The sequence below is a fragment of the Micromonospora sp. NPDC049047 genome (assembly GCF_040649135.1).
In the GTDB taxonomy this organism is placed as follows: domain Bacteria; phylum Actinomycetota; class Actinomycetes; order Mycobacteriales; family Micromonosporaceae; genus Micromonospora.
The window spans coordinates 38,898-64,919 of record NZ_JBEZEY010000011.1; the positions used below are offsets into that span (position 1 = coordinate 38,898).

Annotated in this window: 24 protein-coding genes; 7 read left to right on the plus strand and 17 right to left on the minus strand. The window is 71.6% G+C overall.

Annotation, left to right across the window (positions count from 1 at the left end):
• Positions 1–62 precede the first annotated feature (62 nt).
• On the plus strand, positions 63–974 hold the full coding sequence (locus AB0B86_RS18960) for an A/G-specific adenine glycosylase (RefSeq protein ID WP_357408588.1): 912 nt from the start codon (positions 63–65) through the stop codon (positions 972–974).
• A 401-nt stretch (positions 975–1,375) separates the two neighbouring features.
• Here AB0B86_RS18960 and AB0B86_RS18965 read toward each other — a convergent pair whose 3' ends face one another.
• The 3 genes from AB0B86_RS18965 to lysS all read right to left on the minus strand — a co-directional run bounded on the left by AB0B86_RS18965 (position 1,376) and on the right by lysS (position 6,437).
• Positions 1,376–3,919 (minus strand): ATP-dependent Clp protease ATP-binding subunit, encoded by a 2,544-nt coding sequence (locus AB0B86_RS18965; protein WP_357404070.1) that lies wholly within the window; start codon positions 3,917–3,919, stop codon positions 1,376–1,378.
• Between the two features lie 553 nt (positions 3,920–4,472).
• The gene (locus tag AB0B86_RS18970) at positions 4,473–4,817 is read right to left on the minus strand and encodes an Lsr2 family protein (protein WP_110563841.1); all 345 of its coding nucleotides are present in this window, start codon (positions 4,815–4,817) and stop codon (positions 4,473–4,475) included.
• 111 nt (positions 4,818–4,928) lie between these two features.
• Positions 4,929–6,437 (minus strand): lysine--tRNA ligase, encoded by a 1,509-nt coding sequence (gene lysS, locus AB0B86_RS18975; protein ID WP_357418794.1) that lies wholly within the window; start codon positions 6,435–6,437, stop codon positions 4,929–4,931.
• 88 nt (positions 6,438–6,525) lie between these two features.
• Here lysS and AB0B86_RS18980 point away from each other — a divergent pair, with 88 nt between their 5' ends.
• Complete coding sequence (locus AB0B86_RS18980) at positions 6,526–7,266, plus strand: class I SAM-dependent methyltransferase (protein ID WP_357404066.1); 741 nt, start codon at positions 6,526–6,528, stop codon at positions 7,264–7,266.
• A gap of 36 nt (positions 7,267–7,302) precedes the next feature.
• Here the strand turns inward: AB0B86_RS18980 and AB0B86_RS18985 are convergent, their stop codons facing one another.
• Positions 7,303–8,061, minus strand: a complete 759-nt coding sequence (locus AB0B86_RS18985; protein ID WP_357404064.1) for a type III pantothenate kinase — start codon at positions 8,059–8,061, stop codon at positions 7,303–7,305.
• Between the two features lie 118 nt (positions 8,062–8,179).
• On the opposite strand from AB0B86_RS18985, the gene AB0B86_RS18990 reads away from it, so the two are divergent.
• Positions 8,180–9,271, plus strand: a complete 1,092-nt coding sequence (locus AB0B86_RS18990; protein WP_357404062.1) for a hypothetical protein — start codon at positions 8,180–8,182, stop codon at positions 9,269–9,271.
• A gap of 18 nt (positions 9,272–9,289) precedes the next feature.
• Here AB0B86_RS18990 and nadC read toward each other — a convergent pair whose 3' ends face one another.
• From nadC to AB0B86_RS19025, 7 genes are all read right to left on the minus strand, one after another.
• Positions 9,290–10,186, minus strand: coding sequence for a carboxylating nicotinate-nucleotide diphosphorylase (gene nadC, locus AB0B86_RS18995; RefSeq protein ID WP_357404060.1), 897 nt, complete (start codon positions 10,184–10,186; stop codon positions 9,290–9,292).
• Complete coding sequence (locus AB0B86_RS19000) at positions 10,183–11,877, minus strand: L-aspartate oxidase (protein WP_357404058.1); 1,695 nt, start codon at positions 11,875–11,877, stop codon at positions 10,183–10,185. Before AB0B86_RS19000 ends, nadC begins: the two co-directional genes overlap by 4 nt.
• Before the next feature lie 99 nt (positions 11,878–11,976).
• Positions 11,977–12,873, minus strand: a complete 897-nt coding sequence (locus AB0B86_RS19005; RefSeq protein ID WP_357404056.1) for a septum formation family protein — start codon at positions 12,871–12,873, stop codon at positions 11,977–11,979.
• A 96-nt stretch (positions 12,874–12,969) separates the two neighbouring features.
• Entirely contained in the window at positions 12,970–13,398 is a 429-nt protein-coding gene (gene panD, locus AB0B86_RS19010) for an aspartate 1-decarboxylase (RefSeq protein WP_357404054.1), read from the minus strand.
• Between the two features lie 12 nt (positions 13,399–13,410).
• Positions 13,411–14,289 (minus strand): pantoate--beta-alanine ligase, encoded by an 879-nt coding sequence (panC, locus tag AB0B86_RS19015; protein ID WP_357404052.1) that lies wholly within the window; start codon positions 14,287–14,289, stop codon positions 13,411–13,413.
• Positions 14,286–15,242: a Rossmann-like and DUF2520 domain-containing protein gene (locus tag AB0B86_RS19020; RefSeq protein WP_357404050.1), complete on the minus strand. Its 957-nt coding sequence runs from the start codon at positions 15,240–15,242 to the stop codon at positions 14,286–14,288. The genes panC and AB0B86_RS19020 overlap by 4 nt, the downstream gene beginning before the upstream one ends.
• 124 nt (positions 15,243–15,366) lie before the next feature.
• Positions 15,367–15,942 carry a TetR family transcriptional regulator gene (locus AB0B86_RS19025; protein ID WP_357404048.1) on the minus strand — a complete coding sequence of 192 codons (576 nt, stop codon included), beginning with the start codon at positions 15,940–15,942 and terminating at the stop codon, positions 15,367–15,369.
• Between the two features lie 118 nt (positions 15,943–16,060).
• On the opposite strand from AB0B86_RS19025, the gene AB0B86_RS19030 reads away from it, so the two are divergent.
• The 3 genes from AB0B86_RS19030 (at position 16,061) to AB0B86_RS19040 (ending at position 19,435) form a co-directional block, all read left to right on the plus strand.
• Positions 16,061–16,972, plus strand: coding sequence for an SDR family oxidoreductase (locus tag AB0B86_RS19030; protein WP_357404046.1), 912 nt, complete (start codon positions 16,061–16,063; stop codon positions 16,970–16,972).
• Between the two features lie 67 nt (positions 16,973–17,039).
• On the plus strand, positions 17,040–18,251 hold the full coding sequence (locus AB0B86_RS19035) for an SAM-dependent methyltransferase (protein ID WP_357404044.1): 1,212 nt from the start codon (positions 17,040–17,042) through the stop codon (positions 18,249–18,251).
• A complete protein-coding gene (locus AB0B86_RS19040; RefSeq protein ID WP_357404043.1) occupies positions 18,248–19,435 on the plus strand; it encodes an NADH-quinone oxidoreductase subunit D in 1,188 nt (395 codons plus the stop codon). Before AB0B86_RS19035 ends, AB0B86_RS19040 begins: the two co-directional genes overlap by 4 nt.
• Positions 19,436–19,453: 18 nt before the next feature.
• Here AB0B86_RS19040 and AB0B86_RS19045 read toward each other — a convergent pair whose 3' ends face one another.
• From AB0B86_RS19045 to AB0B86_RS19060, 4 genes are all read right to left on the minus strand, one after another.
• Positions 19,454–21,283 carry a hypothetical protein gene (locus AB0B86_RS19045; protein ID WP_357418800.1) on the minus strand — a complete coding sequence of 610 codons (1,830 nt, stop codon included), beginning with the start codon at positions 21,281–21,283 and terminating at the stop codon, positions 19,454–19,456.
• A 108-nt stretch (positions 21,284–21,391) separates the two neighbouring features.
• Positions 21,392–22,396: a glycine betaine ABC transporter substrate-binding protein gene (locus AB0B86_RS19050; protein WP_357404038.1), complete on the minus strand. Its 1,005-nt coding sequence runs from the start codon at positions 22,394–22,396 to the stop codon at positions 21,392–21,394.
• 201 nt (positions 22,397–22,597) lie between these two features.
• On the minus strand, positions 22,598–23,338 hold the full coding sequence (locus AB0B86_RS19055) for an ABC transporter permease (protein WP_357404036.1): 741 nt from the start codon (positions 23,336–23,338) through the stop codon (positions 22,598–22,600).
• A complete protein-coding gene (locus AB0B86_RS19060; RefSeq protein WP_357404034.1) occupies positions 23,335–24,021 on the minus strand; it encodes an ABC transporter permease in 687 nt (228 codons plus the stop codon). The genes AB0B86_RS19055 and AB0B86_RS19060 overlap by 4 nt, the downstream gene beginning before the upstream one ends.
• A 2-nt stretch (positions 24,022–24,023) precedes the next feature.
• On the opposite strand from AB0B86_RS19060, the gene AB0B86_RS19065 reads away from it, so the two are divergent.
• A complete protein-coding gene (locus AB0B86_RS19065; RefSeq protein ID WP_357404032.1) occupies positions 24,024–25,028 on the plus strand; it encodes an ATP-binding cassette domain-containing protein in 1,005 nt (334 codons plus the stop codon).
• Between the two features lie 72 nt (positions 25,029–25,100).
• Here AB0B86_RS19065 and AB0B86_RS19070 read toward each other — a convergent pair whose 3' ends face one another.
• Entirely contained in the window at positions 25,101–25,607 is a 507-nt protein-coding gene (locus tag AB0B86_RS19070; RefSeq protein WP_357404030.1) for a hypothetical protein, read from the minus strand.
• A 53-nt stretch (positions 25,608–25,660) separates the two neighbouring features.
• Positions 25,661–25,969, minus strand: a complete 309-nt coding sequence (locus AB0B86_RS19075; protein WP_357404028.1) for a hypothetical protein — start codon at positions 25,967–25,969, stop codon at positions 25,661–25,663.
• Positions 25,970–26,022: the final 53 nt, after the last annotated feature.

Sequence of the window (26,022 nt, forward strand, 5' to 3'; positions counted from 1 at the left end):
GGACACCCCGCCCGAGCCGCCCACCCAGCGGGACCAACGCGCGTGACATCATCGACGACGCCATGACTCAACCCGATTTCGCCACCCAGGTCAGCCGATGGTTCCAACAACACGCCCGTGACCTCCCGTGGCGTGCACCGGGCACCAGCCCGTGGGCCGTCCTGGTAAGCGAGGTCATGCTCCAACAGACACCGGTTGTCCGGGTGCTGCCGGCCTGGCAGGCGTGGCTGGCCCGCTGGCCGGATCCGGCAGCGTTGGCGGAGGACACCCCCGCCGAGGCGATCCGGATGTGGGGACGCCTCGGCTACCCCCGTCGGGCGGTCCGGCTGCGGGAATGCGCGGTGGCGATCGTCGACCGGCACGGCGGTCAGGTGCCGGACCGCCTGGAGCAGCTGCTGGCCCTACCGGGAGTCGGCACGTACACGGCGCGGGCGGTGGCCGCATTCGCGTACGGGCAGCGACACCCGGTGGTCGACACCAACGTGCGTCGGGTGGTCTGCCGGGCGGTGGCCGGCGAACCGGACGCCGGACCGGTCACCCGGCCGGCCGACCTGGTCGCCACCGAAGAGCTACTCCCGACGGAACCGGCCGCGGCAGCGCTGGCCAGCGCCGCGTTCATGGAACTGGGCGCGGTCGTCTGCACCGCCCGGTCTCCACGCTGCACGGCCTGCCCGGTCGAGTCGACCTGCGCGTGGCGGGCCTCCGGCCAGCAGGCTCCAACGGGACCGACGCGCCGACCCCAGCGGTACGCGGGCACCGACCGACAGGTACGTGGCCTCCTGCTCGGGGTGCTCCGGGAGGCCACCGGCCCGGTGCCGCACGCACGGCTGGACCAGGTCTGGACCGATGACGTCCAGCGCGCCCGAGCCCTGGCCGGCCTGGTGCAGGACGGGCTTGTCGAGCCGGCCGGCATCGATTCCTTCCGCCTCGCCGGCGACGGCCCGTCCATCCCCACCGCCGACCTGAGCACCTGAACCAACCCACCCCCTGCCCTGCCCTGCCCTGCCCAGCCCAGCCCAGCCCAGCCCAGCCCAGCCCTGCGCCGCCCGCAGGCCGCCCCGGGCCCCCCGCAGGCCGATCCGGCCCGCGCCGGGCAATCCAAGATCGCGCTCGATCCTGGAAGTAGTGGTCTCGCGCGCGCTGGAGGCCACTACTTCCAGGATTTTGCGTGATCTTGCGGTCGCAAGCCTTCGCCGGCGGGCGCGGCAGGCCGCGCGGCACGGCAGGCCCAGGCGCGGCGTGACGCACAGGCGCGGCGTGACGCACAGGCGCGGCGTGACGCACAGGCGCGGCGTGACGCATGGGCGCCCGGCGCAGAAAGGCGGGGCCCCGGTGGCTCACGCCACCGGGGCCCCGCCCCTTGCTGCTGGTTGTGCTACTCGTCCGTGGCCGCTGCGGCGGTGCCAGCGGCGGTGCCACCGAGGTCGGCCGGCACGGCGTCCGGAACTTCGACAGGCTTCTCCGCGCCCCGGAAGACGAGCTTGGACTTGTCGATGTCGTTCGGGTCGCCCTCGCAGTCCACCACCACGATCTGACCCGGGGTCAGCTCGTTGAACAGGATCCGCTCGGAGAGGTTGTCCTCGATGTCGCGCTGGATCGTGCGACGAAGCGGACGGGCACCGAGCACCGGGTCGAAGCCCTTCGCGGCCAGGTACTTCTTGGCGTTGTCGGTCAGCTCCAGGCCCATGTCCTTGTTGCGCAGCTGGCCCTCGATCCGCTGGATCATGATGTCCACGATCGAGAGGATCTCGGTCTGACGCAGCTGGTGGAAGACGATGGTGTCGTCGATCCGGTTGAGGAACTCAGGCCGGAAGTGCTGCTTGAGCTCGTCGTTGACCTTCTGCTTCATCCGGTCGTAGTTGGACTCGGAGTCCTCCGACTGCTGGAAGCCCAGCGACACCGCCTTGGCGACGTCACGGGTGCCCAGGTTGGTGGTCAGGATGATGACCGTGTTCTTGAAGTCCACGATCCGACCCTGGCCGTCGGTGAGCCGACCGTCCTCGAGGATCTGGAGCAGCGTGTTGAACACGTCCGGGTGGGCCTTTTCGATCTCGTCGAAGAGGACCACCGAGAACGGCCGACGCCGCACCTTCTCGGTCAGCTGCCCGCCCTCGTCGTAACCGACGTAGCCGGGAGGGGCACCCACGAGGCGGGACACCGTGTACCGGTCGTGGAACTCGGACATGTCCAGCTGGATGAGGGCATCCTCGCTGCCGAAGAGGAACTCGGCGAGCGCCTTGGACAGCTCGGTCTTACCGACACCGGACGGGCCGGCGAAGATGAACGAGCCCGACGGGCGCTTCGGGTCCTTCAGGCCGGCCCGGGTACGCCGGATCGCCTTCGAGACCGCCTTGACCGCGTCCTCCTGGCCGATGACGCGCTTGTGCAGCTCGTCCTCCATGCGCAGCAGGCGTGAGGTCTCCTCCTCGGTCAGCTTGTAGACCGGGATGCCGGTCCAGTTGCCGAGCACCTCGGCGATCTGCTCGTCGTCGACCTCGCTGACGACGTCCAGGTCACCGGCCTTCCACTCCTTCTCCCGCTGGGCCTTCTGGCCGAGCAGCTGCTTCTCCTTGTCGCGCAGCTGGGCGGCCCGCTCGAAGTCCTGCGCGTCGATCGCGGACTCCTTGTCGCGCCGCACCTGGGCGATGCGCTCGTCGAAGTCACGCAGGTCTGGCGGCGCGGTCATCCGGCGGATCCGCATCCGGGCGCCGGCCTCGTCGATCAGGTCGATCGCCTTGTCCGGCAGGAAGCGGTCGGAGATGTACCGGTCGGCAAGCGTCGCGGCGGCCACGAGGGCTGCGTCGGTGATGCTGACGCGGTGGTGCGCCTCGTAGCGGTCGCGCAGGCCCTTGAGGATCTCGATGGTGTGCGCCAGCGACGGCTCACCCACCTGGATCGGCTGGAAGCGGCGCTCGAGAGCGGCGTCCTTCTCCAGGTGCTTGCGGTATTCATCGAGCGTGGTGGCACCGATGGTCTGCAGCTCACCACGGGCCAGCATCGGCTTGAGGATGCTCGCGGCGTCGATCGCGCCCTCGGCGGCACCCGCACCCACCAGGGTGTGGATCTCGTCGATGAACAGGATGATGTCGCCGCGGGTGCGGATCTCCTTGAGGACCTTCTTGAGGCGCTCCTCGAAGTCACCGCGGTAACGGGAACCGGCGACGAGCGCGCCCAGGTCGAGTGTGTAGAGCTGCTTGTCCTTCAGAGTCTCGGGCACCTCGCCCTTGATGATCTTCTGGGAAAGCCCCTCCACCACCGCCGTCTTACCGACGCCGGGCTCACCGATCAGGACCGGGTTGTTCTTGGTGCGGCGGGAGAGCACCTGCATGACCCGCTCGATTTCCTTCTCGCGCCCGATGACCGGGTCGAGCTTGCCCTCGCGGGCGGCCTGGGTCAGGTTGCGGCCGAACTGGTCCAGCACGAGGCTGGTCGACGGCGCGGCCTCACCCGGCGCGGCGCCCGCAGCGGCGGGCTCCTTGCCCTGGTAGCCGGAGAGGAGCTGGATCACCTGCTGGCGGACCCGGTTGAGGTCGGCGCCGAGCTTCACCAGCACCTGGGCGGCGACACCCTCGCCCTCACGGATCAGCCCGAGCAGGATGTGCTCGGTGCCGATGTAGTTGTGGCCGAGCTGCAGCGCCTCGCGCAGCGACAGCTCCAGCACCTTCTTGGCCCGCGGCGTGAACGGGATGTGCCCGCTCGGCGCCTGCTGACCCTGGCCGATGATCTCCTCGACCTGCTGGCGGACGCCCTCCAGGGAGATGCCGAGGCTCTCCAGGGCCTTCGCCGCGACGCCTTCACCTTCGTGGATCAGGCCCAGCAGGATGTGTTCCGTACCGATGTAGTTGTGGTTGAGCATCCGGGCCTCTTCTTGGGCCAGGACGACAACCCGTCGCGCTCGGTCGGTGAACCGCTCGAACATGCCCTCGTGCTCCTCACGTGCCGTGCGCCTTGATGGTCAAGATCTTGGCGGGGCCGGTGCACGAACGTCCGGGACGGGCGTCCGTGCCTCCTTACTCTATCGTCGCTTACCGACTCAGCTGAGGTCGTGTGTCTCCGGTCTGGGTCGGTTCCACGTCGTTTTGGACAACCGTCCGCGCTCAGGAGGTGTTCCGGTAGTCCTGTCGCTACGCGCAAAGCGAAATCCGACTGGTGCGACAGGTACCCGATCCGGGCCTCGGAAGCGCTCCCGGAGCCCTCGGAGGGGTAGCTAGGGGTCACCATGATCGCCGCGCACCACCCCCGGGGACTGTTGTCCACAGGCTGTGGATAGTTGCTCCACTGGTTGTGGACAACGCCGGCGGGCACGAGATGCTTCCCCACCCCCCGCAGCGACCACCCGGACCCCGGACACGACCAGCCGGACTTCGGACACGGCCACCCGGACTTCGGATACGGCGACGCCGGCCCGGAGAGCTACTCCGGCCCGGCGTCGGTGTCGCCCGCGGTGGCGACTGGCACCAACCGCTGATGGATCAGCGCTTCGCGTGGTACTCGTCAACGATCTCCTGCGGGATACGACCCCGGTCCGAGATGTCCTTGCCGGCCTTCTTGGCCCACTCCCGGATCGCCTTGTTCTGTTCCCGATCGGCGGTCGCGCCGCCCCGACCACGAGCAGCCCGCCCACCGATCACCACGCCGCCCCGGCCGACCTTGGTGCCGGCACCCACGTACGAGGCAAAAGCGTCCCGCAATTTAGCGGCGTTGGCACTCGACAGGTCGATCTCGTACTGAACGCCGTCGAGGGCGAACTTGACGGTCTCGTCCGCGTCCCCGCCGTCCAGGTCATCGACCAGCTTGTGAATGATCTGCTTGGCCACGTCCCACATTCCTTTCGAGCAGGGCACTCCTGCTAACGAGAGCACAATAACCCCCGCACTGCTTGCCGCGTCAATAGGATGCCCTTACGGCATGGCCTGAGCCGGGCGAGCCTACTCCGAGCGCACCAACGGGAAGAGGATCGTTTCCCGAATTCCGAGGCCGGTCAGGGCCATCAAGAGCCGATCGATTCCCATTCCCATACCGCCAGCCGGCGGCATTCCGTACTCCATCGCCCGGAGAAAGTCCTCGTCGAGACGCATCGCCTCGTCGTCGCCACGGGCCGCCAGCTGCGCCTGGGCCACCAGGCGCTCCCGCTGCACTACCGGGTCGACAAGCTCGGAGTACGCGGTGCCCAGCTCGAAGCCGAGCACGTAGAGGTCCCACTTCTCGGCCAACCCCGGCACACTGCGGTGGGCCCGGGTCAGTGGGCTGGTCTCCTCCGGGTAGTCCCGCACGAAGGTGGGTGCCACCAAGCCCGGGACGACCAGTTCCTCGAACAGTTCCTCGGCCAGCTTGCCCGGCCCCCACTTCGGGTCGACCGCCAATCCCACCTTGTCCGCGTACTCCACCAGGCGGGTCCGGTCGGTGCGGACCGTGACCTCCTCGCCGAGCGCTTCGGAAAGCACGCCGAAGAGTGTCACCGAACGCCACTCGCCACCCAGGTCGAACTCCCGCCCGTCGGCGTGGGTCACCACCATCGAACCGCTGACCGCGATCGCCGCCTGCTGCACGAGATTACGGGTCAGCGCGGCCATCGTGTCGTAGTCGCCGTACGCCTGGTACGCCTCCAGCATCGCGAACTCCGGCGAGTGCGAAGAGTCGACACCCTCATTACGGAAGTTGCGGTTGATCTCGAAGACGCGGTCGACGCCACCAACCACGGCGCGCTTGAGAAACAGTTCCGGCGCGATTCGCAGATACAGATCGGTGTTCAACGCATTGCTGTGGGTCACGAACGGTCGGGCCGTCGCACCGCCATGCAACAGTTGCAACATCGGCGTTTCCACCTCGATGAAGCCCTGCCCGTGCAGTGAATCGCGCATACTGCGCACCGCGGCGGCTCGGGTCCGGACCATCTCCCGCGCCTGCGGCCGGACGATCAGGTCGACGTAACGCTGCCGGACGCGGGCCTCCTCGGAGAGCGGCTTGTGCGCCACCGGCAATGGTCGGAGCGCCTTTGCGGTCATCTGCCACTGCTCCGCCAGCACCGACAGCTCCCCCCGACGGCTGGTGATCACCTCTCCGGTGACGCCGACGTGGTCGCCGAGGTCGACCAGGCGCTTCCACGCCTCCAGCCGCTCCGGCCCGACCCGGTCCAGTGAGAGCATCGCCTGCAACTCGGTGCCGTCGCCGTCACGCAGCGTGGCGAAGCAGAGCTTCCCGGTGTTACGCACGAAGATCACCCGACCGGTGACCGCGACCTGGTCGCCGGTCGCGGTGTCGGTCGGGAGTTCGGCGTAGCGGGCCCGGACCTCCGCCAGGGTGGTGGTCCGGGAGAAGCCGACCGGATAGGGCTCGACCCCCTCGGCGAGCATCCGGTCCCGCTTCTCCCGGCGGACCTTCATCTGCTCGGGAAGGTCGTCGGCGGGGTCCACTGGCACGGCGTTCTGCTCGCTCACGGCACGCTTCCTCGTCACGAAGATTCAGGGGGACAGGCCCGAGCGTACTCAAGCGGCCAGGGGGTCGTTATCGGATAACCTGCCCGCCATGGTGGATCACACTCAGGCGCTCTCGTTCGGCGCCGCCGCCGCCGACTACGACAGGTTTCGGCCCCGCTATCCGGTACCGGCCATCCGGTGGGCGCTCGACGGGCTGGGCGCTTCCACCCGGGTCGTCGACCTGGGTGCGGGCACCGGCATCCTCACCCGGGGCGTGCTCGCGCTCGGCCACCAGGTGACCCCGGTGGAGCCGGACCCCCAGATGCGTGCCCAACTGGACGCCGCCACCCCGGGTAGCACCGCGCTGGCCGGCGGCGCCGAGTCGGTACCGCTACCGGACGGGGTCGCGGACGCGGTGGTGGTGGGGCAGGCGTACCACTGGTTCGACCGGGAGCTGGCGCACGCCGAGATCGCCCGGGTGCTGCGGCCCGGCGGGACGTTCGCCCCGATCTGGAACGTACGGGACGAACGGGTCACCTGGGTGGCCGAGCTGGGTCGAATCGCCCACCTCGGTTACAACGCCGACGACGTCGTCGGACGGTACGAGGACTTCGGCTCCGCGTTCACACCTGTCGAGCTTGGCGAGTTCACGCACCACACGACGCTCACGCCCGACGAGGTGATCGCGATGCTGCACACCCGTTCGTACTGGCTCACCGCCTCACCCGAGCGGCGGGACCGCATCGACCGGGAACTGCGCGACCTCTTCGCGAACCACCCCGAGCTGGCCGGGCGGGAAACCGTCGACCTGCCGTACCGGACGATCGTGCTGCGGGCCCGGCGACGCTGAGGCCCCGGCCGGCGGCGGTCCCCCTTCGGCCGGGGTTCACAGGTTGCGGTCGTAGACCATCCGCAGGCCGATCAGCGTGATCATCGGCTCGTGGTGGGTGATGGTGCGACATTCGTTGATCACCAGGGAGGCCAGGCCGCCGGTGGCGATCACCGCCTTCACCTCACCCAACTCCTCGGTCATCCGCTCGACGATGCGGTCCACCTGCCCGGCGAACCCGAAGTAGAGGCCGGCCTGGAGGCACTCCACGGTGTTCTTGCCGATCACCGAGCGGGGCTTGGTGGCCTCTACCTTGCGGAGCTGGGCCGCGCGGGCGGCAAGTGCGTCGAAGGAGATCTCGATGCCCGGGGCGAACGCCCCGCCGAGGAACTCGCCCCGGCCGCTGATCACGTCGAAGTTGGTGGTGGTGCCGAAGTCCACGACGATCGACGGCCCGCCGTAGAGGGAGTACGCGGCGAGCGTGTTCACCACCCGGTCCGCGCCCACCTCCTTCGGATTGTCGATCGCCAACTGCACCCCGGTCCGCACGCCCGGCTCGACGATCACGCTCGGCAGGTCGGCGTAGTAGCGGCCGAGCATGGTGCGCAGCGAGCGCAACGCGGCCGGCACCGTCGAACAGGCGGCCACGCCGGTGATCTCGACGTTGTCCCCGGCGAGCAGCCCCCGGAACATCAGGCCCAACTCGTCCGCCGTCGAGCGGGCATCGGTCTTGATCCGCCAGGAGTGCACGAGCTTGTCGCCGTCGAAGGTCGCCAGCACGGTGTTCGTGTTTCCGATGTCGATGCAGAGCAGCACGCACGCAGCCTAGACAACGACCGTACGGGCGGGTGCGGACCGGGCGACGGACCGTATCCTTGTTGTATCGCGACATGAGCATGGGTCGATCCACGGCGCGGCCGGACGGGGAGCTGACATGTCGGGGACGTGGTGGGTGCGGGGCCGCAACACCCTGCGCCGGCGTCGACGACACGTGTTGGTGCTCGTCGCGTTGGCCGGCGGCGCTATCTGGATGATCGTGCAGGCCTGGCGGGCGTCAGTGCGGGCGAGCGACAGCTTCGTCGGCGACCTCTACCTCAACATCGGCGCAGCTCTGATCATGACGCTGCTGACGTACGTGGTGCTCAACCCGCTCTTCCGTGAACTCCAGACGGTGAGCATCATCGAGCATCCCCGCCTGGACCGGGACGCGCTCATCGAACGGGTCGCCCAGTCCCGGGAGATCGTGGCCATCCTGGAGACCTGGACCAGCATGCTGGAAGGTCCGTACGCGGCCCGGTTCGTGACCGCGTTACGCTCCGCGCTCGCCAACGGCGCCGTCGTCAAGGTGTTGCTGCTCGACCCGGACTCGCCGGCGGTCCGCCTGCGCGGCGAGGAGCTGCGCCGGCGGGACGCCTCGGTCGCCATCCTCAACAACCTGTGGCACCTCGCCCGGCTCAGCGAGGAGCTGCCCGAGTCGGCCCGCGCCCGGCTCCAGGTCCGGGTCTACAGCGCCGCCCCCTCGGTGCAGATGTACCGCTGGGACGGAAAGGCGTTCATCTCGTTCTTCCCGGTGCAGGGCAGCACCTTCGACACCCAGCAGATCGAGGCGTTCGTCTCGACCCCGCTCGGCGAGTTCGTCGACGACCGGTTCGCCGAGCTGTGGGACACCGCTCCGCTCGAGGACCTGGCGGCCTGCCTCACGCTGCGACTCTGCCTGCGGCAGGCCGGTCGGGACCTGGAAACCTGCGACGCCCTCTACGTACGCTCCGACGGCGACTGGTACATCGCCGGGACCGACCTGGTGCGCAACGTCGCCCGGCACGGCCTGGCCGGGCTCAGCGTCGTGCTGGACCGGCCCGAGGCGGCCGGCGAGATCTTCGCCATCGGTGAGGCCGACGAGCTGCCGCCGGAGATCTACAACCGGGTGTTGGAGCTGTTCCGTGCCAAGTACGGCCTGGACGGCCGGCAGGACACCGAGAACCGGGTGATCTTCAACCTGGCCGCCAGCTCGCTGACCACCGTCTGAGCCGCCGACCTCAGTCCGCTACCCGGTCCGCAGGTCGAGCGCGATGTCCAGGATCGGCGACGAGTGCGTCAACGCCCCCACCGAGAGGAAGTCGACGCCGGTGGCCGCATACCGGCCCGCCACCTCCAGGGTCAGGCCCCCGGTGGCCTCCAACTCGGCCCGGTCACCCACGGCGGCCACCGCCTCGGCCAACACCTCCGGCGTCATGTTGTCGCAGAGCAGGAAGTCCGCACCGGCCTCCACCGCCTCGACCGCCTCGTCGACGGTGGTCACCTCGACCTGCACCGGCACCTCCGGGAACGCCGCCCGGACCCGCCGGTACGCCGCAGTGATGCCGCCGGCCGCGAGCTTGTGGTTGTCCTTGATCATGGCCACGTCGTAAAGGCCCATCCGCTTGTTGGTGCCCCCGCCGGCCCGCACCGCGTACTTCTCAAGCGCCCGCAGGCCCGGCGTCGTCTTCCGGGTGTCAAGCACCATCGCCTTCGTGCCGGCCAGCGCGTCCGCCCAGGCCCGGGTGTGGGTGGCCACCCCGGACATCCGGCAGAGCAGGTTCAGCGCCGTCCGCTCGGCCGTCAACAACAGCCGGGTCGGGCCGGTCACCGTCGCCAGCACGTCGCCGCGGGCCACCCGCGCACCGTCGCGGGCCACCACCGACACCTCGACGGTACGACCGAAGCCGGTCACCTCGCCCACCAACTCGAACACGGCCGCGGCCACGGCCAACCCGGCCAGCACACCATCCGCGCGGGCCACCAGGTCGGCGGTGTCGGTCTGCTCCGCCGGGATGGTGGCCACACTCGTGACGTCCAGGAAATCGGGCCCCAGATCCTCGACCAGCGCGGTTTCGATCACCTGCCGCACCTGCGTCGGGTCCAACCCGGCCGCCCGCAACGCCACCTCTGTCGACCCGGTCATGAGTTTCCCTCCCACTGTTGGTCCACCCGGCCCGCCGCCCCGATCGACCCGACGAGGTGGCCCAGCCACCGCTCGTCGGCCGTCGGGAAGTCCTCCCGCCAGTGGCAGCCCCGGGTCTCGCCACGCGCGTACGCGGCGGCGACAAGCGTCGACGCCACGGTGAGCAGATTCGTCGCCTCCCAGTCGGACGTGCGGGGCCGCCCCCGGGCAGCGCCCAACTCCCGCAGCGTGCCGGCCGTCCCGGCGAGCGTCGCCGCCGACCGGAGCACCCCGGCTCCCCGGGTCATCGCCCGTTGCAGGGTCGGCGTCGCCTCGGCGGGCAGCACCCAGCCCGCGCCCCCGCGCCAGGCCCCGGTGTCCGCCGGCTGGATCTGCTCGGGCAGCCCGACGGCGATGTCCTCGGCGATCCGCCGGGAGAAGACCAGCCCTTCAAGCAGCGAGTTGCTGGCCAGCCGGTTCGCGCCGTGCACCCCCGTACAGGCCACCTCGCCGCAGGCGTACAGGCCGGGAATCGAGGTGCGACCGCGCAGATCGGTGCGGACCCCACCGGAGGCGTAGTGGGCGGCCGGCGCCACCGGGATCAGCTCGTTCGCCGGGTCCACACCGATCGCCAGGCAGGACGCCACGATGGTGGGGAACCGACCGGCCAGGAAGTCCCCGCCCAGGTGCCGCGCGTCGAGGAAGACGTGGTCCGCGCCGGTGGCCAGCAACACCCGGTGGATGCCCTTGGCCACCACGTCCCGAGGTGCCAACTCGGCCAACTCGTGCTGGCCCACCATGAACCGCTTGCCGTCGGCGTCCACCAGGTACGCGCCCTCCCCGCGCAGCGCCTCGGAGACCAGCGGCTGCTGCGCGTGCCCGGCGCCCGGCACTCCCGCGCCGGGCGGGGTGATCAGCGCGGTCGGGTGGAACTGGACGAACTCCACGTCGGTCACCGCCGCGCCGGCCCGCATCGCCAGCGCCACCCCGTCGCCGGTCGAGACCGCCGGGTTGGTGGTGGCCGCGAAGATCTGCCCCATCCCGCCGGTGGCAAGCACCACCGCCCGGGCCAGCAGTGCGCCGACGCCGTCCTCGCTGCCCTCGCCGAGCACGTGCAGGGTGATCCCGCAGGCCGGGCCGAGCCCGTCCGGGCCGTCGCCCGGCGCGCGCAGCAGGTCCAACACCAGGGCGTGTTCGACAAGCCGGATCCACGGGTCGCGCTGCACCGCCGCGTGCAGGGCCCGCTGCACCTCCGCGCCGGTGGCGTCACCACCGGCGTGCACGATCCGGTCCGCCCGGTGCCCACCCTCCCGGGTCAGCATCAACGAGCCGTCCGGATGGCGATCGAACTCGGCGCCGATGCGCATCAGCTCCCGCAGCCGGGTCGGGCCCTCCTCGACAAGCACCCGGACCGCCGCCGGGTCGCAGAGCCCGACCCCCGCGATCTCGGTGTCCCGGGCATGGGCCGCCGGGGTGTCCGTCGGGTCGAGCACGGCGGCGATGCCGCCCTGCGCCCACCGCGTCGAGCCGTCATCGATGTTGACCTTGGTTACCACCGTGACGTGCAGGCCTGCCTCCCGCAGGTGCAGCGCCGCGGTCAACCCGGCCACCCCGGAACCCACAACGATCACGTCGGTGGTCTCCACCCAGCCGGGCGCGGGCGCGGCCAGCAACGCGGGCAGGGCCGGCAGGTCGACGGTCGGAAGGTCCATCCCCCCAGTCAACCCGAACCGTCCTCGCTCGGGGCGGCGGGGGCGGGACGAGTGTTTTGGGCTACCCCGTCCGGCGCCGCGCCGGCCGTCAGCCCGTTGTCACTTCGTCCGGACCGGCAGACCGGCCGGGCCGGTGCCCTTCAGCGAGGCGGTCACCGTACGGTCGCTCAGCCACAGATAGCAGCGGACCCCCCGATCACCGACCCGCCACCGCCCCGCACCCGGCGGGCGGACCACCAACCCACTGCGAAAGCGCAGGTGGACGTCGTCCGGCACCCCCACATAGCGGCCGAGGGCGCTGCGGCAGCCGGTGTAGAGCGGGGCCCAGTCGGCGTCCCGGGTCGGGTACGCCATCTCCGGCGCGCGCCACACCCCGACGAACTCGGCGTCGTGCCGTGTGGCGCACGGCACCGGAACCAGTGTCTGCACGCCCGCGCCGGCCGCGGTGCGGGTCTGCTGGCAACCGAGCCGCAGCCCGGTCGCACCCTTCAACGCGTCCCGCAGGCTGCCCGAGCGGACCACCACTGTGGCGGCGGCCTCGACAGTGGTCAGCTCGGTGAGGTCACACCGGAACCACCGGGAACCGGCCGCCCAGCCCGGCCCGGAGGGCAACGCCACCGACAGTCGTAGCCGGCCGGCGCGCCAGTCGTCGCCCACGTACCCGGTCGCCCGGGTGTCGCACTCGGTGAACGCGCCCCGCAACTCCGCCGAGCCGCCCGCCGGCGCGCTCGGCCGCTCGGCCGGGAACGTCCCCACATGCACGGTTTCCAGCCGGTGTGGGCCGGCGCAGTCCACCGGCTCGTAGGCGGCAAGGGTGACCACATCGGTGAAGTCGGCGGCCTGACAGACCCCGGCGGCCGGCGTGAACGCCGTCGGCTGCGGCAGCGCCGCCCAGTCGTCGGTCAGGTCACCGTCCAGGCCGCCCGACCCGGCGCAGCCCACCAGCAGCACCGCCGTCACGACAGCGGCGAACACGGTAGTCCTGGCACTGCGCATAGCGGCCTCCCCCAGCCACCTACCGGCTTCCGCCAGCGCGCCAAGGGTAACCGGGAATGACCTTCCGGTAACAGACCGGAAGCACGTCGTGCGGGATCAGACTCCGGACATGGCCAGCGGGCTGGGCACCGGGTCACCGACCATGCCGGGTGCCACCGATGCCGGGTCGGCGCCCAACTCGATCACCCGGTTGTCGGCGTCCACGTGCACCACCCGCGGCTGGTACGACCGGGCCTCGGCGTTGTCCATCTGCGCGTACGAGATCAGGATCACCAGGTCACCGGGGTGCACCAGGTGCGCGGCGGCACCGTTGATGCCGATCACGCCGCTGCCCCGTACGCCGGGAATCACGTACGTCTCCAGTCGTGCACCGTTGGTGATGTCCACGATCGCCACCTGCTCGCCGGGGAGCAGGTCGGCGGCGTCGAGCAGGTCCTCGTCCACCGTCACCGAACCGACGTAGTGCAGGTCGGCCTGGGTCACCGTGGCCCGGTGGATCTTCGACTTGAGCATGGTCCGCAGCATCGGGGTGGCCTTTCACAAAGAGGTGGCGGGTGGTGCGACCCGGTCCGGGGCGGGAGCGAGGTGGATCGCCGCGTTGTCGATCAAGCGGGTGGCGCCCACCCACGCGGCGATCACCAGCCGCGCCGGCCCGGTGACCGGCCCCGGTTCCAACTCGGGGTCGGTGAGCACCAGGTAGTCGAGGCGGGCGCCCGGCGTACCGGCACCGAAAGCGGCGTGCGCGGCGGTCAGCACCGCGCCCGCGTCCAGACCGTCCGCGGCGGCCCGCGCGCCGGCCCGCAACGCGGCGGACAGACTCAGCGCCGCGGCCCGCTCCGACTCGCTCAGGTAGCGGTTGCGACTGGACAGCGCCAATCCGTCCGGCTCCCGGACGGTCGGCACGCCGATCACGTCGACCGGGACGTCCAGGTCCCGGGTCATCCGCCGGACCAGGGTGAGCTGCTGGTAGTCCTTCTCGCCGAAGAACGTCAGGTCCGGCCGGGTGAGCTGGAGCAACTTCAGCACCACGGTGAGCACCCCGTGGAAGAAGCCGGGGCGGCTCGCGCCCTCCAACTCCGCGCCGAGCGGGCCCGGGTCGAGGCGTACCCGGGGCTGGCCGTCCGGATACATGTCCGCCACCGACGGGGCGAAGACGAGATCCGCGCCCGCCCGCCGGCACACCTCCAGGTCGGCGTCGAGGGTGCGCGGGTAGCGGTCGAAGTCCTCGTTCGGCCCGAACTGCAACGGGTTCACGAAGATGGTCACCAGCACGTGGTCGGCCTGTTCCCGGGCCGCGCGCAGCAACGTCTCGTGCCCGGAGTGCAGGGCGCCCATCGTCATCACCACCCCGACGGTGCCCTTCAGCCCGGCCCGGGCCTCGGCCAGCTCGGCGCGCGAGTGTACGAGTTGTGTCATGCGGCCACCTCCCGGGCGGTGTCGGCGAGTACGCCGAGCAACGACTGCGCGTCCACCGGCCGCAGCCGACCGGCGGCGATCGCCCGGTCGGCGGTACGCCGTGCCAACGCGAGATAGGCGGGGACGGATTCCGGTGCGGTGTCGGCCAGCCGGGCCAGGTGCCGCTGGACGGTGCCCGCGTCACCCCGGGAGACCGGGCCGGTCAACGCGTCGTCACCGAGCCGCAGCGCATTTTCCAGGGCGGCCCGCAGCAGTGGGGCGAGCACCTTCTCCGGCCGGGTCACCCCGGCGTCACGTAGCCGGTCGGTCGCCTCGTTCACCAGGGTCACCAGGTGGTTCGCGCCGTGGGCCAGCGCGGCGTGGTACAGCGGACGCGCCGACTCGTCCACCCACTCGGGCACACCACCCAGGTCGGTGACCAGCCGGGCGGCCAGCGCACGTAGCTCCGCCGGGGCGGTCACCCCGTACGAGATACCTGCCAACCGGGGCAGGTCGTCCGGCGTACCGGTGAAGGTCATCGCGGGGTGCAGGGCGAGCGGGCGGGCACCGACGGCGGCGGCCGGCGTCAGCACGCTCAGGCCGTGCGCGCCGGAGGTGTGGGCGACCACTTGGCCGGGGCGAAGTGCCTGCCGGTCGGCGAGGTCGGCCACCACACCGGCCAACGCGTCGTCCGGCACAGCGATCAGCAACAGGTCCGCGGCGGCCTGGGCGACGGCGGTGGCCGGGCGGCGGGGCACCTCGGGCAGCAGGAGGGCGAGGCGGGCCCGGCTGGCCCCGGAGTCGCCGGTGACGGCGACCACGCGGTGCCCGGCGGCGACGAGTGCGGCGCCCAGGACGGCACCGACCCGACCGGCGCCGAGGACGCCGACGGTGAGCGGGCGGGAGGTGGCGGGGAGGCCGGGCGCGGCGGACCGGGGTTGGTCGGCCGGACGCGGGCGCAGCGGTGCGCTCATGACAACGATCCAGTCCTCGAGAAGGGGTACCGGTCGATCGCAAGTATGCGCCCGGCCCGTCGAACCAGGACAAGCATGTGTGAAAACGTTCACCACCGACGGAGGGGTGCGGCGCTTACCACGGTCAGGGCGTGGACCCCGGGGCCGACGTGATCGCGCGGAGTTCGGCGGCCACCTCGGTGATCAGGTCGGCGAGTGAGGCGTCGCTGTCGGGTGCTAGCCAGCGCGCGTACGCGACCCGGAAGACCGTGGCGCCGGACTCGGTGGCCAGCGTGGCAGCGCTCGCGCCGAGGCCCTTGGCCCGCAGGGCGGCGGTGACCGCGGCCACCAGCGAGCCCGTCTTGCGTAGCTCGCGCTCCTGCAGCTCGGGGCTGCTCTCGATGATGGATTGGCGCATCCGGACGAATTCGAGGCGGTCGGCGAAGACGTCCACAGCCACCTGACGGAAGCCGGCCACGACCGCCTCGAAGGGGGCCCCGCCCGTCTCGGTCACCACCTTGACCAGGATCTCCTCCAGCTGTTCGCTGCCGCTGAAGAGCACCTCCCGCTTGTCGCCGAAGAGCCGGTAGAAGGTGCGCTTGTCGAGGCCGGCCCGGGCGGCGACGTCGGCGACGGTTGTCTGTTCGAAGCCGCGCTCCTGGAACAGCTCGAAGGCGGCCGCCGTCAGGCGGCCGCGTGCGTCCGGTTGCCAGCGGGCCATCCGCCGATGGTATCCGATGTCACACGGCGACATTATTTCCGGCCGGTCCATGTCATCTTGCGACATGGCGAGCTACGGTCATGTCGCAGGATGACATCACTTCCTCGGAAGGAACACAATGCGCGTATTCGTCACAGGTGCCTCCGGCCACCTAGGCTCCGCGGTCGTGCCGGCACTGCTCGCCGCCGGACACGACGTCGTCGGCCTGGCCCGCTCCGACACCTCCGCCGCCGCGATCGAGAAGCTCGGCGCTCAGGCACACCGCGGCGAGCTGACCGACCTCGACGTGCTCCGGGAAGAGGCGGCCGCCGCCGACGGGGTGATCCACCTGGCGTTCCGGCACGACCTCATGGTCAGCGGCGACCTGGCCGGCGCCGCCTCGGCCGACCTGGACGCCCTCGCCGCGCTCGCCGACGGTCTGGCCGGCTCCGGCAAGCCCCTGGTCGGCACGGGTGGCACCGCCATGCTCGTGATGGGCGGCGTCGTCGGCCGTCCCGGCACCGAACGCGACATCTTCGACGGCGGCGGCTACCGGATCGACGCGGAGAACTTCGTGGCCGGCCTCGGCTCGCGCGGGGTGCGCGGCTCCGTCGTCCGGCTCGCGCCCACAGTGCACAGCTCACTCGACCACAACGGCTTCATCACCGTCATCATCGCGGCGGCCCGGCGCAACGGCTACGCCGCGTACGTCGGTGAGGGCGCCAACCGGTGGCCGGCCGTGCACACGCTCGACGCGGCCCAGCTCTACCGGCTCGCCCTGGAGCAGGCCCCGGCCGGTGCGCGCCTGCACGGAGCCGCCGACGAAGGAGTCCCCTTCCGGGAGATCGCCACTGCCGTCGGCCGCAACCTCGACCTCCCGGTCCGTAGCATCAGCCCCGCCGAGGCGAACGACTACTTCGGCTTTCTCGGGCAGTTCGCCCAACTGGACAACCCCACCTCGTCCGCCATCACCCGTGAACTGCTGGGCTGGACCCCCACCCACCCCGGCCTGATCGCCGACCTGGACGACGGGCACTACTTCCGGGCCTGAGGCAGGAAGCCGCCCGGCGGGGACCGTAGGGTCGGCACGGCTACCCATGCCGACCCTGAGGAGGACGATGTCGATCCGGTGGCGGGACGCGATGGGCCACGCCCTCTACGGACCGGGCGGCTTCTTCGTGGCCGGCGGCGGGCCGGCCGCCCACTTCCGGACCAGCGTGCACGCGTCCCCGGCCTTCGCCACCGCTCTGCTGCGCCTGCTCACGCAGGTCGACGCCGCTCTGGGGCAACCGGCACGGCTCGACGTGGTCGACGTGGGGGCTGGGCGGGGGGAGTTGCTGCGGGCGCTCGCCGGGGGCGTGGTGGGGGTTTCCGGGGAGCCCACCCACTCCGGGCGGTCAGGCTTGATCCCTGCGTGGGCGGGCTCCCCGGAAACCCCGACTTCCACGGCCTCCGTCCGTCCGTTGGGCGGGGAGCCGTCGTCGGTCACCGTTCGTCAGTCGCTTGCGGAACGGGTTCGCTTCACAGCTGTGGAGTACGCCGAGCGCCCCGAGAACCTGCCCGAAGAGATCAACTGGACAGCTGAGATTCCCGAGGGGATCACCGGACTGTTGATCGCTAGCGAGTGGTTGGACAACGTCCCACTCGACGTGGCGGTGCACACCGCCGACGGCTGGCGATACGTGCTCGTCGACCCCGAGAGCGGCGCGGAGACGGTCGGTGAGCCAATCAGCCCCGACGACCTCGACTGGCTGACGACCTGGTGGCCCCCTCCCGCGAGCTCGTCCCACGCGGACCCTGATCTGACCTCGACCGACGCGACAAGCGGAAGCGAGTCGGGTTTCCGGGCAACCCCCAGCAGTGACCACCCACGAGCCGAGATCGGCCGAACGCGCGACGACGCCTGGGCGAGCGCGGTCCGAAAGATGGAACGCGGGCTCGCGGTGGCGGTCGACTACGGGCACCTGAGAGAGGGTCGACCGGTGGACGGGACGTTGACCGGTTACCGGGGTGGGCGGCAGGTGCCTCCGGTGCCGGACGGGTCGAGTGATGTCACAGCGCACGTGGCCATGGACTCGGTCGCCTCCGCTGGTGCACAGGTCGCCCGGTGTGCGTACTCCCTGGTCTCGCAGCGGGAGGCGCTGCGGGCGCTCGGGGCCGACGGCGGCCGACCGCCGCTGAGCCTGGCCGGCACCGACCCGGCGGGGTACGTGCGGGCGCTTGCCGCCGCGTCGGCGGTGGCCGAGCTGACCGACCCGGCCGGGCTCGGCGGGCACCTGTGGCTGCGCCAACCGGTCGGCATCGTGCACGAGCCGGCCGTGGCACGATGACGGGCATGACCACCGACGCCGGGGACCTCCGTGAACTGACCGTCGGCACCGGGGCCGGCCTGGTCGCCGGCACCGGCGACCAGCAGCTCGGCACCGACATGGTGCTGAACATCGGCCCGCAGCACCCCTCGACGCACGGTGTGCTGCGGCTGAAGCTGGTGCTCGACGGTGAGCGGGTGGTCTCCTGCGAACCGATCGTCGGTTACATGCACCGGGGCGCGGAGAAGCTGTTCGAGGTGCGCGACTACCGGCAGATCATCGTGTTGGCCAACCGGCACGACTGGCTCTCGGCGTTCTCCAACGAGCTGGGTGTGGTGCTCGCTGTGGAACGCCTGATGGGCATGGAGGTGCCGGAGCGGGCCACCTGGCTGCGGATGGCCCTGGCGGAGCTGAACCGGGTGCTGAACCACCTGATGTTCCTCGGCTCGTACCCGTTGGAGATCGGGGCGATCACGCCGATCTTCTACGCCTTCCGGGAACGGGAGACCATCCAGGCGGTGATGGAGGAGGTCTCCGGCGGCCGGATCCACTACATGTTCAACCGGGTGGGTGGCCTCAAGGAGGAGGTGCCGTACGGGTGGACCGGCCGCGCCCGCGCGGCGATCGGCGAGGTACGCCGACGGCTGCCCGACCTGGACCACCTGATCCGCCGCAACGACATCTTCCTGGCCCGCACCGTGGGCGTCGGTGTGCTCACCGCCGCCGACGCCGCCGCGTTCGGCGCGTCCGGGCCGGTGGCCCGCGCCTCCGGGCTCGACCTGGACCTGCGCCGCGACGACCCCTATCTGGCCTACGACGAGCTGGACGTGCCGGTCGTCACCCGCACCGCCGGGGACTGCCATGCCCGCTTCGAGGTGCTGCTCGACCAGGTGTACGCATCGCTCGACCTCGCCGAGCAGTGCCTGGACCGGGTGGACCAGCTGACCGGCCCGGTCAACACCCGGCTGCCGAAGGTGCTCAAGGCACCCGAGGGGCACACGTACGCCTGGACCGAGAACCCGCTCGGCATCAACGGCTACTACCTGGTGTCCCGGGGGGAGAAGACGCCGTGGCGGTTGAAGTTGCGGACCGCGTCCTACGCGAACGTGCAGGCGCTGGCCACCCTGCTGCCCGGCTGCCTGGTGCCGGATCTGATCGCGATCCTCGGTTCGATGTTCTTCGTGGTCGGCGACATCGACAAGTGAGCCGGACGGCCTGACCGCTCAGCGCCAACGGTCGCCGGGCGGGGTGCCACCGGCACGCGGTACGTCGTCCTGCGGTGGGTAGCCGTAGCGCTCGTCGACCCGGCGCCGACCGGTCCGCTCCGGCACGGGTTCGGCCTGGTGACCGCGCGGACGCGGTGGGCGCCACTCGTCCGGCACCGGAACACCGCCCGCCGGCAGCGCCGGCAGGTCCGCCGGCTCGCCCCGGTGGTACGACTCACGCTCCGGCTGCCGACGTGGCTCCCCGTAGCGCTGCGGCGCCTCGCGCTGGCGCGGCCCGTCATGCTGGCGCGGTTCCTCGTAGCGGCGCGGTTCCTCGTAGCGGTGCGGTTGCTCGTGCTGGCGGGGTTCCTCATGGCGGACCTCGGCCCAGCGGTCGGCCACCCGGTACTCGGTGCCGGTGGCGTCGGCGCGCACCTCGGCCCGGCGTTCGCCGACCCGCAGCTCAGTGCCGTTCTCGTCGTCGCGGACAGTTGCCCACCGGTCACCGGCCCGCAGCTGGGACCAGTACTCGCCCGTGTCGTCGGCCCGCAGGGCCGGCCCGGGCTGGGGAGCGGTCGGACCCGCCGGAGCGCGCTGTGCCGACCAACCGCTGTCGTCCGGGCTGTCCCAGGAGCCCGACGGTGGCCGCTCCGGCGCGTGGTGCGACCTGGCGGCCGGGTCAGGCTCGTCGGGTTGGGCGTACGTGTCGCGCGGATCGGTCCACTCCGGCTCGTCGTGGCGGCCCGTCCAGCCCGGCTCGGCCCCGTCGGCGCCGTGCCGGTCGGCACGCCGACCCGACGCCTGCCGCCCGCCGCTCCACTCGGGCTCCCCAGCGGTCGGCGGCTGCGGCCCCCACGCGCGCTCGCCGGGGCGGGACCGGTCGTCGTCGGGGCGTCGGTCGTCGTCGTACCCGGCCCGGGGCCGCTGCGCGGGCTCACCGCTCGGCCGGCCGGCCGAGCGGGCACGCTCATCCGCGCCGCCGCCTCGGGTCCACTCCTGCGCCGGTGGGGTCCACCGGCCCGGGTATTCGCCCTCGTAGCGCCCGGTCGGCTCGGCCGGCCCGCCGTCCACCACCGTGTGCCGGGTGGTGACGTGCACGGTTTCGGTGTGCCGGACGACGCCGACCGGCCGGTGTGCCGGCTCGGGGCGGTCGTGTTCCCGAGGACGGGCTGAGCCGTACACGGCGTCGGCCGGGCGCGCGGCGCCGTACGTTCGCGCGGTCGCCCGCGGCTCGGCGGGCTCCCGCGGGTAGGCGGGTTCGTCGTCGTGCGGGTGCGGAGCCCGGCCCCGCCGGGACGCGTCATCCGGGCCGGACACTCGGGCCCGGCCCGGCGGTGCGTCCCCCGGCGCCTGGACGCGACTCCGGGCTACCGGCGTGTTGTCCACCGGCGGCTCGACGCTCGGCACTCGTGCCCGGCCGGGGCCCGGCGGTTCCGCGACGGGGGCGGCGGCAGCGACGGGGGCAGTACCGGCGAGAGCGGCACCGCTGGCGTCCAGCCGGCGGCGGATCGCGGCGATCCCCTCCTGGGCCCGGTGTGCCTGGTCGAGCGCCTGGCTGCCGCGCTGGGTGGCGGTCGAGATCTCGGTACGCAGCTCCCGGCGCAGCTCCTCGATCTCGTCGAGCAGCTCGTCGGCTCGCGCACCCTCGCCGTCCGGTCGCAGTGCGATGGAGAGGCCGATCAGCACCACCGCGACGATGGCGAGCACCGCGGCGAAGCGCAGCGGGCCGTTGCCGTCGGCGACCAGCAGGATCAGCGCCGCCACCGGGGCGAGCGCGACGCCCGCCCAGAAGAGCACGGTCAGCAGCGGTGGTTGACGCCGGGCGTCAGAGGTGGCCGGGGCTGGCATGGATGTGCAGCCTACCGACGAGTTGCGCCGGAGGGAACGGGGTCCCGGGACGCGCGGACGCCCCCGCCCGATCGGGGCGGGGGCGTCCGTAGCAGGCCCAGAACGGGCTCAGTTCGTGGCGAACGCGCCGTCCGAGGAGAAGATCAGGCCCACGCTGATCGAGCCGTCCCGCAGACCGCTCTTGGTGAGCGGCCCGCCCTGGTCCAGCGAGGAGAACTTGCCCACCGACAGCCCGTACGTCTTCTCCAGGCCCGGCTTGCAGAACGGGCGCTGCTCGCACTCCGGCGGGCCACCCAGCACCGTCGCGCTGCCGGAGCACTTCGCGGCCAACTCGGAGAGGGTCCGCACGCCGTACTTGTCGGCGAACGCCTGGGTGACGGCGAAGGCGTTCTGGTCCTGGGCTGCGGCCGGGGCACCGAAGGTGATGCCGACCTTGTCGCCCTGGGCCTTGAGCGCGGTGACAGTGCTGTTGATGTCGGGCGAGGAGATCGGCGGCGGAGTGCCGCCCTTGTCCTTGGTGTTGAGGAACTCGGCCATTGTCGCCGCGTACTCCGGGACGACCTGGATCTCGCCCTTCTGCAACGCCGGCTCGTACAGCTCGCGGTTGCCGATCTGCTGCACCTTGACCTGGTAGCCGGCTGCGGTGAGCGCGATCCGGTACAGCTCGCCCAGGATCTGGCTCTCGGCGAAGTTGCCGGCGCCCACAGTGATGTCGCCGCCCGGTCCCTTGGCGATGCCGTCGGTGAGGTTGTTGGCGGCGGCGAACTCCTCGGCCGCCACCCGTGGCGTCTTACGCTCGTCGTTCACCGCCTTGTTGAGCTGGATCAGTTTCGGGGTGTCGAGCGCGGCGGAGACCTTGTCCAGTGCGGCGATCAGTTGCGGGTTGGCGACCTTGCTGTTGACCGCGGGGATGACGTTGTCGGAGTTCTGGAGCTTCTTGTCGTCCTGCAGAGCGATGAGCTGCTGGCCGGCGACCGGGGCGCATCCGGCGCCGGAGGCGCCCTGCTGCGGTGCGTCGGTGCCGGACGAGCCTTCCTTACCGCATCCGGTGAGGAGCGCTGCCCCGGCGACGGCGCCGATTACGCCGATCGCCAGCCGTGTACGTGCGCGCATGTGCCCGCCTTCCGTGTCCCGGCGCGGCCCGTCCCGGGCCGGCCGCGTGTCCGACGGACGAGCCTGACTGTTGGCCGCCCGCGAATATCCACCCAACATGCTCCGCAACCGACCGACAACTCAGGATGGACTTCGTCACCTCATCGTCACCGATCGGCCGGATGTGTGCGGTCGGCTCGACCCAGGGCTCACCCGGACGGGTCAGGCCCGCCCGGTGGCGTCCGCGGGCCGGGGCCGCTGCGTTCGTTGCCGTCCGCGCCGCAGCGGACGGGGAGTGACAAGGCGTTCGACCCCACCGAGAACCACCTCGGCGAGCAGCGCCAGCCCGGCCACCAGCACACCGCCGGCGACGATCTGCCCGCCACCGGCCGCGATGCCGATCCCGAAGCCGGTCCTGATGATCTGGCCGAGGCCGCCGCCGTTGACGAACGAGGCCAGGGCGGCGGTCGCGATCACCTGGACCGCGGCCGTCCGAAAGCCGGCGGCCAGGTAGGGCACCGCGAGCGGCAACTCGACGCGGCGCAGCAGCTGCCCGCCGGACAGGCCCATCCCCCGGGCCGCGTCGCGGGCCTCCGGGTCCACCTGTCGCACCCCGGTGTACGCGTTGGCGAGCAGCGGCGGCACGGCGAAGACGGCAAGCGCCACCACTACCGGCGTCCGTCCGAAGCCGCTGGCGAAGGCCACCGGCAGGATGGTGAGCAGCGCCAGGGTGGGGATGGCCAGGGTGGCGTTGGACACCAGCACCACCAGGCCACCACCTCGGCCGAGGTGCCCCAGCCAGAGCCCGAGCGGCCAGGCCACCAGGCAGCCGAGCGCCACCGCCAGGGCCGAGATCGTCAGGTGCTCACCGAGCCGGTCCAGCATGCCGCCCGGATTGGTCCAGTTCAGTGGGTCGTTGATCCAGGTGATCGCCTGGCCGATCGGATTCGCCGCGACGGTCACCGTGCGCTCCGGGTGGACCAGGGGGTCACCAACCGGGCGACCAGGACGAGCAGGAGGTCGAGCACTACCGCGAGCGCCACGCAGAGCAGCGCGGCGGTCATGATCTCCGCCTTGTAGAGGTTGTTCTGGAAGCCCGCGAAGATCAACTGCCCGAGGCCGCCATGCCCGACCAGCACCCCGACTGTGACCAACGCCACCGTCGAGACGGTCGCCAGTCGCACGCCGGTCACGATGCCCGGAAGCGCCAACGGCAGGTCGATCCGGAACAGCCGCCCCCACCGGCCGTACCCCATCCCCTCGGCGGCCTCGCCGACCTCCGGGGGCACCTGGTTGAGGCCGGCCACCACGTTGCGCACGATCAACAGCAACGCGTAGAGGACCAGCCCGACCAGCACGGTGGTGGTTCCGGTGCCCAGGTAGGGCGCGATGAACGCGAAGAGCGCCAACGACGGGATGGTGTAGACGACCCCACTGACAGCGAGGATCGGACCGGCGAGCGGCCGGAACCAGTACGCCAGCACGGACAACGGCAGCGCGATCAACACGGCGAGCAGCACCGCCCGCCCGGTGAGGGAGGCGTGTTCGCGCACGGCGGCGAGGATCGTGTCAGAGTTGTCCCGCACGTACTGCCAGGAGAACCAGGGGTTACCCGGGTCGGCCCGGTAGCTCAGGCGGAAGGACATACGTGGACGTTACCCCGGAGGCTGCCGACGCGGCCCGATCCCCTCGCGCGGCGTCGATCTCCCTACAGGGCATCAAGAAGCGCTACCCGAACGGCACCGAGGCCGTCCGGGAGCTCAGCCTGGACGTCCGGGCCGGCGAACTGGTGGTGCTGATCGGCCCGTCCGGCTGTGGCAAGTCGACGGTACTGCGCATGATCAATCGCCTGATCGAGCCGACCGCCGGCCGGATCACGCTCGGCGACGAGGACGTCACCGACGTCGACCCGGTGCAGCTGCGCCGCCGCATCGGGTATGTGATCCAGAACGTCGGCCTTTTTCCACACCAGACGGTCCGGGCCAACGTGGCCACAGTGCCGGGCCTGCTCCGGTGGCCGAAGCGGCAGACCCGGGCCCGGGTCGACGAGTTGCTCGACCTGGTCGGCCTGGACCCGGCCCAGTTCGGGGGCCGCTACCCGCACGAGCTCTCCGGTGGCCAGCGGCAACGGGTCGGCGTGGCCCGCGCGCTCGCCGCCGACCCGGTGGTGCTGCTGATGGACGAACCGTTCTCGGCCGTCGACCCGATCGTCCGGACCCGCCTGCAGGAGGAGTTCCTCCGCCTTCAGGCCGAGGTCCGCAAGACGACGGTCCTTGTCACCCACGACCTCGACGAGGCGGTCCGGCTCGGCGACCGGATCGCGGTCCTCTCCGAGGGCGGGCACCTGGAGCAGTACGACACGCCGGCCGCGCTGCTCGGCGCACCGGCCACCCCGTTCGTACGCGAGTTCGTCGGAGCCGACCGGGGCATCCGCCGGCTGGCGGTGACCCCACTCGACCGGGAGTCATTGGAGCCCGTACCCGGCGACGCCGCCGCGGACCTGCCCACCGTGGCACTTGACGGCACCGCCTACGACGCGCTGGCCGTGCTGCTCACCTCGGGACGGGACCAGTTGGTGGTGACCGACGCCGGCCGACCGGTCGGTGCCCTCAGCCGACACCGCCTGCTCGAGCTGGGCCGACCGACGAACTGACCCGACGCCCACCGGGCCGCCACCGTCGGCGGCCCGGTCCCGGCCACCCCCGCCCGACCGCCTCGGACCAGGTCAGGCGCGACCACCAAGGCTGGCGGTGCCGATGATCCACCCGGTGAGGAAGCCGTAGCCGGCGCCCGCGCTGGCGTCCTGCAACGCACCGAGCAGCGACGGATCCGGGGTGAGCACCGCCGCCAGCACGGCGGCCAGCCCACCGGCGAGCACGTACGCGGCCCAACCGGACAGAAACTGGCTCACCGGGCTGGGCACCCGGGCCACCTGCGCGGCGGGCAACAGGTAGAGCAGGGCGACCGCGAGGACCACGAGCAGCACGGCCCGCAGGTCGGCGGCGAACAACCCGCCGGCCTGCCCGTCCGCGTCCAGCCGCCAGGCCGGCCAGGCGAGCAGGCGCAGATAGTAGGCGCCGGCCGACTCCGGGTCGGTCTGGGTGGCAGCCCAACCGGTGTACGCCGGACTGCCGCAGATCCCGACCAGCAGCAACACGGCGAGCGCGCCGGTGCCGGCGGCGGTGCCGTAGCGGCTGACCCGGCCGGAGCGGTGCAGGAACGACGACGCCATCCGTCCAGGCCCCGACCCTGTCCTTCGGGCGGACCTGGGCTGCCCCGGGCGGTTCAGTGCTTCAGCAGGTAGTCGATGAAGGCGGCCCGCAGCAGCGGCGCGGACTCCTCGTAACCGTGACCGGTCAGCTCCCGCCACAGCGCGTTGGCCTCGTCGATGGTCGGGCCGATCGAGTTCGGTGCGCCGTCCAGCACCGTGGCCTCGTCCGCGTTCGGCAGGTGCCGCAGCACCGACCAGTAGAACTTGACGTCCCGCCGCTCCCGGGCCAGGGCGAACGCCCGCTCCCGCAACTCCTCGGTGGGCAACGCGTCAAGCTCGGCGAACGAGGTTCCGCCGGGGGTGGCGGCAGGTGTGTCGGTCATGTCGCCGAGCCTAACCGTCGAGATCAGCTCCGGCTCGGCGGACGTCACCCTGA